Consider the following 13,904-nt stretch of genomic DNA (forward strand, 5'->3'; position numbering starts at 1 on the left):
TCTTCGCTTGTGTCAGCAGCGTGCTGTCAACAGCCTCTATCAGTACCCTACCCTGCGTTAACTACTTCTCCTCACTATGCCCGTTCATGGTTTATTTTGCGTGCTAATATCGCTAAACGCTAATCGTCACGCTATGATGCGTGCCGTAAAAAAGCTTAAAAGCCTTTACTAGCAACGGTTAAGCGATATTTTCATACGCGCAACTTCGCTAACGTCAGTCAAGCATCGAGCGATCAAACTTGAGCTGCCTGTCACCATATCGATTAGCGCTAATGTAACGTCAGCAGAACTAAGGAGCAGGTTATGAGCACGCCCACATCCGATGTCCTAATCATTGGCGGCGGCGTCGCTGGATTAACACTGGCTCTGGAAGTGGCTAACCATAAGTCGGTAACGCTGGTTCGTCCCGCTCACGATGACCATGGTGCCAGCCGCTGGGCCCAAGGCGGCATTGCCGCCGTTCTCTCTCCAGATGACAGCCTGGACGCGCATATCAGTGACACATTGATTGCCGGAGACGGGCTTTGCGATGAAGCCGCCGTACGCTTTACCGTCACCCATGGGCCTGCGGCTATTGAATGGCTCATTGACCAAGGCGTCCCCTTCACACCAGAAACTGCCCCCAACGCGCCCTACCCGTATCACCTGACCCGTGAAGGGGGGCACAGTGCACGCCGGATAATCCACGCCGATGACGCCACCGGCCGCGCCGTGGTCGATATATTATTGGGCGCGGTGGCACAGCATCCACGAATCACCCAGCGCCATGATTTAACGGTGGTTGGCTTACTACAAAACGAGCAAGGGGCGTGTTGTGGCGCCTATGGTTGCGATGCAAGCCAAGAATGGCACTTATTAACTGCACGCCATACCGTTCTGGCGACCGGCGGCGCCAGCGGCCTTTATCGCCATACCACAACCCCATCGCCGAGCAGTGGCGAAGGCATGATGATGGCTGCCGAACTCGGCGCTCGCTTGACCAACCTCGAGTTTCAGCAATTTCACCCCACGTGCCTGTTTGACCCGGAAGGGCCGGCATTTCTCATCAGCGAAGCGGTACGCGGCGAAGGTGGACACCTGCTTAATGCAAAAGGTCAGCGCTTTATGCCAGCGCTGGATTCACGTGCAGAGCTGGCTCCTCGCGATATAGTAGCTCGCGCGATTGACGCCGAGATACAGCGCAGTACGTTAGGGCATGTATGGCTCGATATTCGCCATTTAGGCGATCATGCCATTCGCCTTCACTTCCCCACGATTGTGGCGCACTGCGCATCCAGAGGCATGGATATTACCCAGCAGGCCATTCCCGTCGTGCCTGCCGCTCACTATAGCTGCGGCGGCGTGGCTACCAACTTGCAGGGCGCTACTGACGTCGCCAACCTTTACGCGATTGGCGAAACCGCCTATACCGGGCTACATGGCGCCAATCGTATGGCCAGTAACTCATTACTAGAGTGCTTGGTTTTTGCGCGCAGCTGTGCGCAGGCGCTGCTTGAAGACGACGCCCCGGCTAGCCACCAATTTATACCACCGTCGCTACCTATCGCGGTGGCCGAACCCAGCACGTTACTGAGCGACATACGCCAACGTATGCGGGCGACCATGAGCCAGCATGTTTCTATTGTGCGTAGCGACACTGGGCTACATAACGCCCTAACGGATTTAAAGTGCCTGTTGCAACGCATGGAGGAGGAAAAAGGCGCCCTAGCGAATCCTCAGGGCAAACGCTTGCACCAAGCGCTTCAATTAGCGTTATTAACGGTTCGCTCTGCTCAGCAGCGACATGAATCGCGGGGTCTACATTACACTAACGACTGGCCACAACTGGCATCGTCAGCAGTTGTTTCAACGCGGACTATAAAAGATTTAAATGACTAACGGGGTAAGATGAAAGCATCGATCAGGGCCGCCAGCGTTTCTTACCGACCTTTATTACCGACCAGGCGAGTGAAATAACTTACGCACGTCGCGGAGCCTGGCTTGAGGCGCGCTGTCCGGCCACAACCACAGGCGTTGCTGTCCAACATGAAGCCCTATCAGCCATGGTCCCAGATAATCACAGCTAACAGGGTACGCCTTAACCGGCGCTTCGTTTTGCCTTAGCGTGTCCGTCTTGGAGGTATGCTCGTTGGGTAACCTCCAGTGGGCATGAATGTGCGTCGCGGTCGACGTCAATGAAAGCACCCCCACGGGCTGGCGCCAATAGGCGCGCCAGCCCAAAGCAGCAGCGAATAACAGCAATATGACTGCCACCGATGCACCGCCTACCCAAAAACCAAGCACCACTAACGCCCCCCAAAGACTGCACTCCATGAAAAGCGCTAGCTTAGAGCGTACGATAGGCAGAATTATCGGTGGTTTCAGCATGTTCTACGATCATTTGGACGATACGTCGTTGACTAGGCTCTTCAGGCCATTCTCTATGCATCAGCCAGACAAACAGGTCTTGGTCTTCACCCTCTATCAGTTGCTGGTAGGCCAACTGATCTGCCTCGCTGAGACCATCAAAACGCTGTTCAAGAAAAGGGATAAGCAGCAGATCAAGCTCCCACATACCGCGACGAGAGTGCCAATAAAGTCGCTTACGCAAAATGGCCGCTGGGGAATTATCATCGTTCAACGTCAGCCGCTCCGAGTTAGTAAATGAAGCATCAGTATACCTAGGGTGGACCTGAAAAGTCAGCGAACGCAGATCAGGCGAACCAAAAATCAAAGAAACGGACTTTTTTATCCAGAATAACGGCAGCCATTGAGCTGATGAATGGCCCCACAGCCAAGCCCCCTTGGTTATAAATAACATTTAACCATCAGGGTCGCGCCATCGCGCTCCTTCACCTATGTTGTTAATGAGTCTAGTACCTTGTTTTATCTGAATTGTTTTATTCTGATTTGCACAGTATGCTGAGTTTAATATGAGTGAGGTCGAGAGCGCGTCACGGCCTTCAATATTCGCAGGGAGCCAATCGATGACTAAATCTGAATTAATCGAACAAATTGCGATGCGTCAGCCCGAGTTGTCCGCCAAAGACGTTGAAACCGCGGTGCGGATTATTCTGGACGACATGACGGATTCCCTCTCCAGCGGTGGTCGCGTTGAGATCCGTGGTTTCGGTAGTTTCTCGCTTCACTACCGGGAACCTCGTGTAGGACGCAATCCTAAAACCGGCGATGCGGTTGATTTGGAAGGTAAATACGTGCCGCACTTTAAACCTGGCAAGGAGCTACGTGAACAGGTAGACGCAAGCCGCGCACTCGGTTATTAACGTTATCCGACTTATCGCGGGATGACGTCGCGCCCCGAGTCATACACAATAGCGCTACCGTGAACGACACTCATTAGGAAACTCACATGCGTTGGATAAAAGGGCTGTTACTAGCCGTTATTTTGCTGATAGTAGTACTCGTAGGAATTTTGTTTGCCGTTAATAATCAGCAAACTGTCGCCTTGAATCTTATTTGGCTGGAGCTGCCCGCCGTATCGCTTTCGGTTTGGCTACTCGCAACGTTGGTGTTGGGCGTTATTGTGGGTATGCTCGCCATGCTTGGCGTATACGTGCGGTTAAAGGCGGCACTTGCTCGCAGTCACCGGCATAACAAGCAGCAGCGTAAAGAGCTTGATAGCCTACGCACTCAGGAGTTCAAGGAACTGACCTAAATGCTGGATGTCGCGCTGATAAGCGTATTAGTAGCCGCTATTGCGATCGGCTACGCATTAGGCTATCGCCAAGCCGGCCGCCACAAGCAAAGTGCTAAGTCGCACTCAGCATCACTGAATGAGCCCTCCCGGGACTACTTCGTCGGGCTTAATTATCTGCTTAACGAGCAGCCCGACGAAGCCATCAATATTTTTATTAACGTGCTAGCCGTCAACAGCGATACGGTGGATACCCATATCGCCCTTGGCAAGCTGTTTCGCGCCCGTGGCGAAGCCGACAAAGCGGTGAGTATTCACCAAAATTTGTTAGCACGCCCTGCTCTATCACCCTCTACCAACGAGCAGGTTCAGCTAGAACTAGCACGCGATTTTATGGCGTTAGGAGTGCATGACCGTGCTCAGCGTTTGCTCAACACGCTTATCCAAAACTCCGCTGATGAAGACCACCGTTATGCTGCCAAGCACCTGCTGATCGATTTACTCGAGCGCGAAAAAGCGTGGCAGCAGGCACTGGATGTTATTCAACCGCTGCTGAAACAGTACCCTAAAATGCGTCGGCCTGCGGCTCACTGGCTATGCGAACTGGCACTGGAAGACATTGGCAACGCCAGCAGACCAATGGCCAAAAAACAGCTAAAAAAAGCCCTTCAGTTGGACGAAAACTGTGTTCGTGCCACGCTGCTACTGGCTGATTTAGAGATGGAAAACGGCCACTATGACCGCGCCATTGAACGACTAGATAACGTTCCTGGGCAGGAGACGGCCCATATTCCAACCATGCTCCCCGCTCTTAAACATGCTTATTGGCGCAACAATGATGAAGCGGCATACGAAGCACACCTTTATCGACTGCTGGAGCAAGCGCCCTATACCAGCATCATTATTGCGCTAGGCCAGCTTGTTCACCAACGCGACGGCGTCGACAAAGCAATAGAACTAGTAGGAGAACGTCTCCGTGCGGTGCCTAGTTTAGGTGGACTGGATTATTTGATTGATCTGTATATCGAAAGTCAGCGGTTAAGTGGGAAACCTTCCCCTGATACACGCCTGCTGTTGCTCAAATACCATACCGATGCGCTGCTCATTAACCGCACGCGGCATCGCTGCCAACGCTGTGGTTTTGCCAGCGACGCCCTACAGTGGCAATGCCCTAGTTGCCGCTTCTGGGGCACCATAAAACCGGTCATTGGCGTGGAGGGCGAATAGCCGCTTATAGATCGCCCCTCACGATAAAGGGCGCTGTATATGATTCACTTGTCTTGTGTCGTTGAAGCCGAGCTAGCCTGCTAGCTCGGCTTCAATACTTTCAAGGGCTGCCATCGGGTCTGACGCTTGGGTAACGGGGCGGCCAATGACCAGGTGGCTGCTGCCGGCCTTCATGGCATCCGCGGGGGTCATAATTCGCTGTTGATCATTCGCGACGGCAAAGGTTGGACGAATACCGGGCGTCACTTTTAAAAAGTTTTCACCGCATAGGGCTTTAATCTGCGCCGACTCCTGGGCAGAACAAACGACGCCGTGCAAGCCACTCTGCTTTGCCAGCAGCGCCAGTCGCTCCACGTGTTCAGCCAATGCGCCAGTAACACCGACACTGGCTAAATCGTCGGCTTGCATACTGGTCAATACCGTCACGGCAATTAAATGAGTGGTCAGGCCGTGTTGATCAAGACGTTTTACTGCCGCTTCCATCATTTGCTGACCGCCAGTTGCGTGCACGTTGACCATCCATACGCCCTGCTCGGCCGCTGCCTGCACGGCGCTTGCCACCGTATTAGGAATATCGTGAAATTTAAGGTCTAAGAAAACCTCAAATCCACGTCCATGTAGCGCTTCAAGCACCGCAGGGCCACTTCGCGTAAACAGCTCTTTACCCACTTTTACGCGACAACGCGCAGGATCTAATTGATCAGCCATGCAGAGAGCCGCATCCAGCGAAGGATAGTCCAGCGCAATAATAATCGGGGAATCGGTGGCCACAATATTGCTCCAAATACATTTTTAATCATTATATCAGCCTCTCCCCCCTCCTTGCGCTCAGTATGAACGCTATGGACTGTAAGTCATTTGCCATACTCCTATAGCTAAAAACTTACAACAGCTGTCCTACATCGCTGACAGCAACACCCGCCCTATAAAGTTAAGTTAATTATGTTGCGCCGTTCCGATTGCTCTCAGGTTTTCGCTATTAATGCTATCGCGATGGAACCGCGCACCGCGTTCGTTAACACTCATCACGAATAAGGAACTTGAGAATGACCGTATCACTTAAAGGAACTCTAGCCGCCCTCCTGCTGAGCCTTGGATGTGCGTTCTCCAGTGGAGCGTTGGCTCAGGATATTGCTCCCATTAACGTCAACACCGCCGATGCTGAACTATTGGCCGAACTACCGGGCATCGGCCCTAGCCGGGCAGAGGCCATTATTGAAGAGCGCGAAACAAACGGCGCCTTTGAAAGCGCTGAAGAACTGGCTCGCGTTAGCGGCATTGGATCCGCTACGGTTGATCGTATGCGGGATCAGGTCATTTTTTCTGAATAATATGATCAACTGAGTACGATAACAGCCCGGCAGCGTTTAAACGCGCCGGGTGTTTGTAACGTAGTTGCATCGCGCTTTATATCATCCACATATCCATGAATGTATGCACAGGAAGGGCTTCCAGCGCTGCTTGATCCCTGCATAGCGCGGCAATATGGCGATGTTGTTGGGCTGAGAATCGCGTTGCTAAATGATGCTCAAACTTCTCAACCAAAAGCGGCATCCCTTCATCGCGCCGACGACGATGGCCTAAGGGATATTCCACGGCGATTTTTTCAGTCGTACTTCCATCAGTGAAGAATACCTGCACCGCATTAGCAATCGAGCGCTTTTCCGGGTCATGATAAGCCGTTGAATAGTCAGCACTCTCCTCCACCACCATTTTATTTCGCAGTTCATCAATCAGTGGATGGGCGGCATGGAAACTGTCTTCATAATGTTCAGCGGTTAACGAGCCAAAAATAAGTGGCACCGCCGTCATATATTGTAAGCAGTGATCACGATCCGCTGGATTCGCCAGCGCACCGGTCTTGGAAATAATCCTAATCGCCGAGTCATGGGTCGTTAACACAATCTTATCGATCTCTGCCAAGCGATCTTTTACTTGGGTATGGAGCAGCATGGCGGCTTCACAAGCCGTTTGAGCATGAAACTCCGCAGGGAAAGCAATCTTGAACAAGATATTTTCCATCACATAACTACCGAAGCGACGCTGGAAACGTAACCTTCGGTCGGCTTCCGGCTTTAAGCTCATGTCTTTATTAGCGTGGCTAAACATCACATCGTAAAAGCCCCACTGGGGTGCCGACAGCGCACCGGGGATTCCCATCTCACCACGCATCGCGATATCCGCCAAACGTACCCCTCGAGAGGTCGCGTCGCCTGCCGCCCAGCTTTTACGCGAGCCTGCATTTGGCGCGTGCCGATAGGTACGCAGACTTTGGCCATCCACCCAGGCGTGAGAAAGCGCCGAGAGCAATTGCTCTCTGGTGGCGCCTAACAGCTTGGCGGCCACCGCCGTAGACGCTACTTTCACTAACACTACATGATCGAGCCCGACACGATTAAAGCTATTCTCCAACGCCAGTACGCCCTGTATCTCGTGAGCCATGACCATGGCGTTGAGTACATCACGCATGACCAATGGTGCTTCTCCATGGGCAACCTGACGTTGAGAAAGATGGTCGGCTACAGCGAGTATGGCGCCGAGATTATCAGAAGGATGCCCCCACTCGGCGGCAAGCCACGTATCGTTGTAATCTAACCAACGAATAATGCACCCGATGTCCCATGCCGCCTTGACCGGATCAAGGCGCAGCGAGGTTCCCGGTACGCGCGCACCACATGGCACCACCGTCCCTTCCACCAGTGGGCCAAGATGCTTCGTGCACTCCGGAAAGCGCAGCGCTAGCAATCCGCAGCCAAGCGTATCCATCAGGCAGTAACGGGCGGTATTTAATGCCTCAGGCGACTCCACCTGATAATTCAACACATAGTCGGCAATCGCCTGTAGTTCGGGATCATAATCGGGGCGCTCATTGGTTTCGGATGTGGCGGACGGTCTGGCACACATGACTCTCTCCTCTTAAATACCCATCCATTCAGTATGGCCCAAGAAACGATTCTTAAAAGCTGTCGCCAGGGATGCGTACAAACCCTTCCATCAGCACCCGCGCGCTCCGGCTCATCACCGCCTGTTCGATATGCCAACGTCCATCAATGAAGCTGGCTTCCGCACCTACACGCAGGCTGCCCGATGGGTGACCAAACGTCACTGCGTCACGTTTTTTACTTCCCGGCTGACCACCACCGGCGGCGAGGTTCACTAGCGTGCCATCAATCGCCGCTGCGGCAGCAATCGCAACGGCCGCAGTACCCATCATGGCATGGTGCAGTTTACCCATGGAGAGCGCCCGCACCAGCAGATCTATATTGCCTGAATCGATGGCGACACCGCTTGAGGAGAGGTAATCCGCAGGCGGGCCAACAAACGCCACTTTGGGGGTGTGCTGCCGATTGGCGGCTTCACCAATCTCATTAATCAGCCCCATGCGCAAAGCACCATGGGCCCGGATAGCTTCAAACATCCCAAGTGCTTTGCTGTCGCTGTTAATTGCCTCCTGAAGCTCGGTGCCGGTGTAACCAATGTCGGCGGCATTAATAAACACCGTTGGAATACCCGCATTAATGAGAGTGGCTTTTAGCACCCCCACCCCAGGAACCTCTAGCTCATCGACAAGATTGCCGGTGGGGAAAATTGCCCCCTCGCCATCGGCTGGGTCCATAAAGGCCACGGGGATTTCAGCGGCGGGGAACGTCACACCATCCAGCTCGAAATCGCCGGTTTCCTGTACCTCACCCTTTACGATAGGCACCTGAGAGACTATGGTTTTCTGAATATTTACCTGCCAGATACGAACCTCAACGACCCCATTTTCTGGAATGCGGGCGGCATCCACCAAGCCATTGGCAATCGCAAACGGGCCGACCGCTGCCGACAGGTTGCCGCAGTTGCCGCTCCAGTCCACATAAGGCTTATCAATGGCGACCTGACCAAACAGGTAATCCACATCGTGTTCAGAAGAGGTGCTTTTCGACAGAATCACCGTTTTGCTGGTGCTGGAGGTAGCGCCTCCCATCCCGTCAATGTGCTTTTCATAAGGGTCGGGACTACCGATCACGCGTAACAGCAGTTGGTCCCGGGCGGCGCCTGGCACCTGGGCAGCAGCGGGCAGGTCACTTAGCTTGAAAAACACCCCTTTGCTGGTGCCGCCGCGCATATAGGTCGCTAGAATTTTTATTTGTGGCGCAGCGCTGTTCGTAGCGTCTGCGTCACGTTGTGTGTCACTCATTACGTTCACTCCGATCAGCCACGCGGCCTAAGCAGCCGTTGATTCAAGGAAGTCCTGGGCAAAACGCTGCAGCACGCCGCCCGCGGTGTAAATCGACACTTCCTCGGCAGTATCCAAGCGGCTCTTCACCACCACGCGTTCGCTGTCACCATTGCGACGGTGAATCACCAGCGTCAGCATCGCGCCCGGCGACACTTCACCTTCTACATCAAAGCTTTCGGTGCCGTCCAATGCGAGGGTCAGGCGCGTGGTGCCTGGCGCAAACTCTAAGGGCATCACGCCCATTCCAATTAGGTTAGTGCGGTGAATACGCTCGAAGCCTTCAGCGACGATCGCCTCGACACCCGCCAGGGCCACGCCTTTGGCCGCCCAGTCCCGCGATGAGCCCTGGCCGTAGTCAGCACCGGCAATAATAATCAGCGGCTGCTTACGTGCCATATACGTTTCAATGGCCTCCCACATGCGGGTCACTTCCCCTTCTGGCTCAACGCGTGCAAGCGAGCCCTGTTGCACGACGCCATCGGCATCGCGCACCATTTCGTTATAGAGCTTGGGGTTAGCAAAGGTGGCACGCTGCGCGGTGAGGTGATCGCCGCGGTGAGTCGCGTAGGAATTAAAGTCCTCCTCCGGCACCCCCATTTTGGCCAGATACTCACCTGATGCGCTGTTAAGCTGAATCGCGTTAGACGGCGAAAGATGATCAGTAGTGATATTGTCCGGCAAAATCGCCAGCGGGCGCATGCCTTTAAGAGTGCGCTCTTTGGCCATATTGCCCTCCCAATAAGGTGGGCGACGAATATAGGTGCTCTGGGGTCGCCAGTCGTACAGCGGGCTAACCTGGGCGCGAGCGCTTTTGTCCAGGTCAAACATGGGAATATACGTTTGACGGAACTGCTCCGGCTTTACCGACGCTTTAACAATCGCATCGATCTCTTCATCCTCAGGCCAGATATCCTTCAGCGTGACCGGATTGCCCGCCTGATCGACACCTAACACATCCTTTTCGATATCAAAGCGAATGGTACCGGCAATGGCGTAGGCGACCACCAATGGCGGCGATGCCAAAAAAGCCTGCTGGGCATTGGGGTGAATTCGCCCATCGAAGTTGCGGTTGCCTGACAGCACGGCGGTCGCGTAAAGATCGCGCTCAACAATCTCCTGCTCGATTTTCGGATCCAGCGCTCCGGACATGCCGTTGCAGGTGGTGCACGCATACGCCACCACACCGAAGCCAAGATTTTCCAGCTCGCTCATCAAACCGGCTTCTTCAAGATACATCTTGACGGTTTTCGAGCCCGGCGCCAGCGATGACTTCACCCAAGGCTTACGGATCAGGCCAAGCCGGTTGGCATTCCGTGCAATTAGCCCTGCTGCCACCATATTGCGAGGGTTTGAAGTGTTGGTACAGCTGGTGATAGCGGCAATAATCACCGCGCCATCGGGCATTCTGCCGGCTTTCTCCTCCTCGCGCGCCGCGTCAAGCCCAACCGCGATACCCCGCGTGACCAGCTCGGAGGTAGGTAGATGTGCATGGGGGTTGGAAGGCCCGGCCAGCGTGCGGTTTACCGACGAGAGATCAAAACTGAGTATCCGCTCATACTCGACCTCGGTCAGGCTATTCGCCCAGAGCCCGGTGTGCCTGGCGTAGGTTTCAACCAGCGCTACCTGTTCATCCTCACGGCCGGTAAGCTTCAGATAGTCGATGGTCTGACCATCGATGTAGAACATCGCCGCCGTCGCGCCATATTCAGGCGTCATGTTTGAAATAGTGGCGCGATCCCCCACCGTCAATGCATCGGCGCCTTCACCATAAAATTCAAGGTAAGCGCCTACCACGCGCTCCTTGCGAAGAAACTCGGTAATCGCCAACACCATATCGGTCCCGGTAATACCAGGTTGCAGCTTGCCGGTCAGTTCCACGCCAACGATATCCGGCAGACGCATCATGGAGGCGCGGCCCAGCATCACGCTCTCGGCCTCTAAGCCCCCCACCCCTACGGAGATGACCCCAAGGGCATCCACCATGGGCGTGTGGCTATCGGTTCCCACACAGGTATCGGGATAGGCAATGCCGTCGCGATTCTGGACCACGGGTGACATCTTCTCCAGATTGATCTGGTGCATAATGCCATTACCGGGCGGGATCACATCGACATTTTCAAAGGCGGTCTTGGTCCAGTTGATAAAGTGAAAGCGGTCATCATTGCGGCGATCTTCGATGGCACGGTTTTTCTCAAACGCGCCCTCTTCAAAGCCTGGGTGCTCCACCGCTAACGAGTGATCGACAATCAGTTGGGTGGGCACCACGGGGTTCACTTTCGCCGGGTTACCCCCCTTCTCGGCAATGGCATCACGTAGCCCGGCCAAGTCGACCAAAGCGGTCTGCCCCAGGATGTCATGACACACCACGCGTGCAGGATACCAGGGGAAATCCAGGTCACGCCTGCGCTCGATCAACTGCGTCAATGCATCGGTGAGTAGCCCGGGGTCGCAGCGGCGCACCAGCTGTTCCGCCAACACGCGGGACGTATAGGGGAGTTTGGCATAGGCGCCGGGCTTTATATCCTCTACCGCCTCGCGAGCATCAAAAAACTCAAGCGTAGTGCCAGGTAGGGGTTTTCGGTAATCGGTATTCATAGCAGGCGCACTCTCGGCAAGCAGAACAAGGAAGCGGCCCCGACAGCCGCAGCTGTCGGGGGGAAATAGCAGATCAGCGTGTTAGCTCGGTCGCTTAATTGCGCTCTTCAAGGGGCACCCACTCGCTTTTATCAGGACCAATATAATCAGCGCTGGGTCGAATAATGCGGTTGTTGGCGCGTTGCTCAAACACATGGGCCGCCCAGCCGGTCAGCCGCGACATGACAAAAATGGGCGTGAACAGTTTGGTCGGAATATCCATGAAATGGTAAGCGCTGGCATGGAAGAAGTCTGCATTACAGAACAGCTTCTTCTCTCGCCACATGACTTCCTCTACTCGCTCCGACACCGGGTAGAGCACTTTATCTCCTACGTCTTCAGACAGCTTTTTGGACCACTGCTTGATAATCGCATTACGGGGATCGGATTCGCGATAAATCGCGTGACCAAAGCCCATTATCTTATCTTTACGCTCCAGCATGCCCATGATCTTGCTTTCCGCCTCTTCAGGCGACTGCCAGTCTTCAATCATCGCCATGGCCGCTTCATTGGCGCCACCGTGCAGTGGGCCACGCAGCGAGCCAATCGCACCAGTCACACAGGAGTGCATGTCCGAAAGCGTTGACGCGCATACCCGGGCGGTAAAGGTGGAGGCGTTAAACTCATGCTCGGCGTAGAGAATCAGCGATACGTTCATGACGCGCGCATGTAGTTCAGAGGCAGGTTCGCTGCGCAGCATATTCAAGAAATGACCGCCGACGGACAAATCATCCGTTTGCGTATCAATACGCACGCCATCATGGGAAAAGCGGTACCAGTAACAAATAATCGAAGGCAGCACCGCAAGCAGACGGTCGGCGACATCCTGCTGTTGATCAAAGCTCTCTTCCGTTTCAAGATTGCCCAGCATAGAGGTACCGGTGCGCATGACATCCATCGGGTGCGCATCCTTGGGAATTTGCTCAAGCACTGTCTTCAGCGCCTCGGGCAGCCCGCGCAAGCTTTTAAGCTTGTTGATGTAATGATCGAGTTCGCCTTGATTGGGGAGCTTGCCCTTAAGCAGCAGGTAGGCGACCTCTTCAAATTTGGCTTTTTCAGCTAACTCTTCAATATCAAACCCACGGTAGGTCAATCCTGAGCCTGTTTGACCTACCGTGCATAGCGCGGTGGAACCAGCACTTTGACCACGCAATCCAGCACCTGTCACGGGTTTATCAGCCATGGTGTGTCTCCTATTACTGTTTTATTGTAGGTGTCTAATATTGGGTAGCTAGAATATCGCTTGTTATGCAGCCACTCGGTTTACTGATCGTCGCCTTGTTCTGCAAACAGTGCATCCAGCTTCTGCTCAAAGTCGTGGTAGTTCAAAAAATCGTAAAGCTCATCGCGTGTCTGCATTAACGACACCACCTCTTTCTGATGGCCGTTATCGAGAATGCTTTGATACACCTGCAGCGCGGCAGCATTCATGGCACGGAACGCGGAGAGTGGGTAAAGCACCATGCGACAGCCAACGTCGCCCAATTCAGCCTGGGTAAACAGTGGCGTTGCCCCAAACTCGGTAATGTTGGCTAAAATAGGCGCGCTGACACGTTCACAGAAAGCCTTGTAATCATCCAGGGTATGCACGGCTTCGGCGAAAATCGCATCCGCCCCCGCCTCTACGCAAGCGTTGGCCCGTTCAATGGCGGCATCCAGCCCCTCTTTCTGGAACGCATCGGTGCGGGCAATCAGGAAGAATTCAGGGTCTATTCGGGCATCCGTCGCGGCCTTGATGCGATCAACCATCTCCTGTTGGGAGACAATCGACTTGTTGGGCCGGTGGCCGCAGCGCTTTTGGGCGACCTGGTCTTCAATATGAACGGCGGCGACGCCAGCACGCTGCAGCTCTTTAACGGTGCGGGCGATATTGAAGGCGCCCCCCCAACCGGTGTCGATATCAACCAGTAACGGTAGCTCGGTAGCACCGCAGATGCGGTGGGCATCCTCTACCACGTCGTTCATGGTCGTCATGCCCAGATCCGGCAAGCCGAACGAAGCGTTGGCAACGCCACCGCCAGAGAGATAGATGGCCTGATGGCCAACCTTCTCGGCCATCAGTGCCGTATAGGCGTTGATAGTGCCTAAAATAGGTAGTGGGCGATGCGCCTCAAGCGCGGCCCGAAAACGGGCGCCAGGAGTCATCTGCGGCATGGGTGGTTCTCCTAGTGAGTCATCCCCACC

13 protein-coding genes are annotated in these 13,904 nt (G+C 54.4%); 5 read left to right on the top strand and 8 right to left on the bottom strand.

Annotated features, from left to right (window positions below):
* Nucleotides 1–303: 303 nt before the first annotated feature.
* Complete coding sequence (gene nadB, locus ACFFLD_RS03080; protein WP_386035430.1) at nucleotides 304–1,878, top strand: L-aspartate oxidase; 1,575 nt, start codon at nucleotides 304–306, stop codon at nucleotides 1,876–1,878.
* 54 nt (nucleotides 1,879–1,932) lie between these two features.
* On the opposite strand, the gene ACFFLD_RS03085 is transcribed toward nadB, so the two are convergent.
* Nucleotides 1,933–2,367, bottom strand: a complete 435-nt coding sequence (locus ACFFLD_RS03085) for a hypothetical protein (RefSeq protein ID WP_386035433.1) — start codon at nucleotides 2,365–2,367, stop codon at nucleotides 1,933–1,935.
* Complete coding sequence (locus ACFFLD_RS03090; protein WP_386035436.1) at nucleotides 2,327–2,620, bottom strand: FAD assembly factor SdhE; 294 nt, start codon at nucleotides 2,618–2,620, stop codon at nucleotides 2,327–2,329. Before ACFFLD_RS03090 ends, ACFFLD_RS03085 begins: the two co-directional genes overlap by 41 nt.
* 346 nt (nucleotides 2,621–2,966) lie before the next feature.
* Between ACFFLD_RS03090 and ACFFLD_RS03095 the strand changes: the two genes are divergently transcribed.
* The 3 genes from ACFFLD_RS03095 (at nucleotide 2,967) to lapB (ending at nucleotide 4,861) form a co-directional block, all read left to right on the top strand.
* Complete coding sequence (locus ACFFLD_RS03095; RefSeq protein WP_007113226.1) at nucleotides 2,967–3,263, top strand: integration host factor subunit beta; 297 nt, start codon at nucleotides 2,967–2,969, stop codon at nucleotides 3,261–3,263.
* A gap of 86 nt (nucleotides 3,264–3,349) precedes the next feature.
* Nucleotides 3,350–3,655, top strand: a complete 306-nt coding sequence (locus ACFFLD_RS03100) for a lipopolysaccharide assembly protein LapA domain-containing protein (protein WP_386035440.1) — start codon at nucleotides 3,350–3,352, stop codon at nucleotides 3,653–3,655.
* Nucleotides 3,656–4,861: a lipopolysaccharide assembly protein LapB gene (lapB, locus tag ACFFLD_RS03105; protein WP_386035443.1), complete on the top strand. Its 1,206-nt coding sequence runs from the start codon at nucleotides 3,656–3,658 to the stop codon at nucleotides 4,859–4,861. It begins immediately after the preceding gene.
* 72 nt (nucleotides 4,862–4,933) lie between these two features.
* On the opposite strand, the gene pyrF is transcribed toward lapB, so the two are convergent.
* Nucleotides 4,934–5,632 (bottom strand): orotidine-5'-phosphate decarboxylase, encoded by a 699-nt coding sequence (gene pyrF, locus ACFFLD_RS03110; protein WP_386035446.1) that lies wholly within the window; start codon nucleotides 5,630–5,632, stop codon nucleotides 4,934–4,936.
* 275 nt (nucleotides 5,633–5,907) lie between these two features.
* Here pyrF and ACFFLD_RS03115 point away from each other — a divergent pair, with 275 nt between their 5' ends.
* A complete protein-coding gene (locus ACFFLD_RS03115; RefSeq protein ID WP_386035449.1) occupies nucleotides 5,908–6,192 on the top strand; it encodes a ComEA family DNA-binding protein in 285 nt (94 codons plus the stop codon).
* Nucleotides 6,193–6,268: 76 nt separating this feature from the next.
* Here the strand turns inward: ACFFLD_RS03115 and ACFFLD_RS03120 are convergent, their stop codons facing one another.
* The 5 genes from ACFFLD_RS03120 to prpB form a co-directional block, all read right to left on the bottom strand.
* Nucleotides 6,269–7,765 carry a bifunctional 2-methylcitrate dehydratase/aconitate hydratase gene (locus tag ACFFLD_RS03120; protein WP_386035452.1) on the bottom strand — a complete coding sequence of 499 codons (1,497 nt, stop codon included), beginning with the start codon at nucleotides 7,763–7,765 and terminating at the stop codon, nucleotides 6,269–6,271.
* Between the two features lie 52 nt (nucleotides 7,766–7,817).
* Nucleotides 7,818–9,044 carry a 2-methylaconitate cis-trans isomerase PrpF gene (prpF, locus tag ACFFLD_RS03125; RefSeq protein WP_386035455.1) on the bottom strand — a complete coding sequence of 409 codons (1,227 nt, stop codon included), beginning with the start codon at nucleotides 9,042–9,044 and terminating at the stop codon, nucleotides 7,818–7,820.
* A 27-nt stretch (nucleotides 9,045–9,071) separates the two neighbouring features.
* The gene (gene acnD / locus ACFFLD_RS03130; protein WP_386035458.1) at nucleotides 9,072–11,681 is read right to left on the bottom strand and encodes a Fe/S-dependent 2-methylisocitrate dehydratase AcnD; all 2,610 of its coding nucleotides are present in this window, start codon (nucleotides 11,679–11,681) and stop codon (nucleotides 9,072–9,074) included.
* Nucleotides 11,682–11,775: 94 nt separating this feature from the next.
* On the bottom strand, nucleotides 11,776–12,903 hold the full coding sequence (gene prpC, locus ACFFLD_RS03135) for a bifunctional 2-methylcitrate synthase/citrate synthase (protein ID WP_386035461.1): 1,128 nt from the start codon (nucleotides 12,901–12,903) through the stop codon (nucleotides 11,776–11,778).
* 80 nt (nucleotides 12,904–12,983) lie between these two features.
* Nucleotides 12,984–13,874 carry a methylisocitrate lyase gene (gene prpB, locus ACFFLD_RS03140; RefSeq protein ID WP_386035464.1) on the bottom strand — a complete coding sequence of 297 codons (891 nt, stop codon included), beginning with the start codon at nucleotides 13,872–13,874 and terminating at the stop codon, nucleotides 12,984–12,986.
* Nucleotides 13,875–13,904: the final 30 nt, after the last annotated feature.

This window comes from Vreelandella sulfidaeris (assembly GCF_042429665.1).
In the GTDB taxonomy this organism is placed as follows: Bacteria; Pseudomonadota; Gammaproteobacteria; order Pseudomonadales; family Halomonadaceae; genus Vreelandella.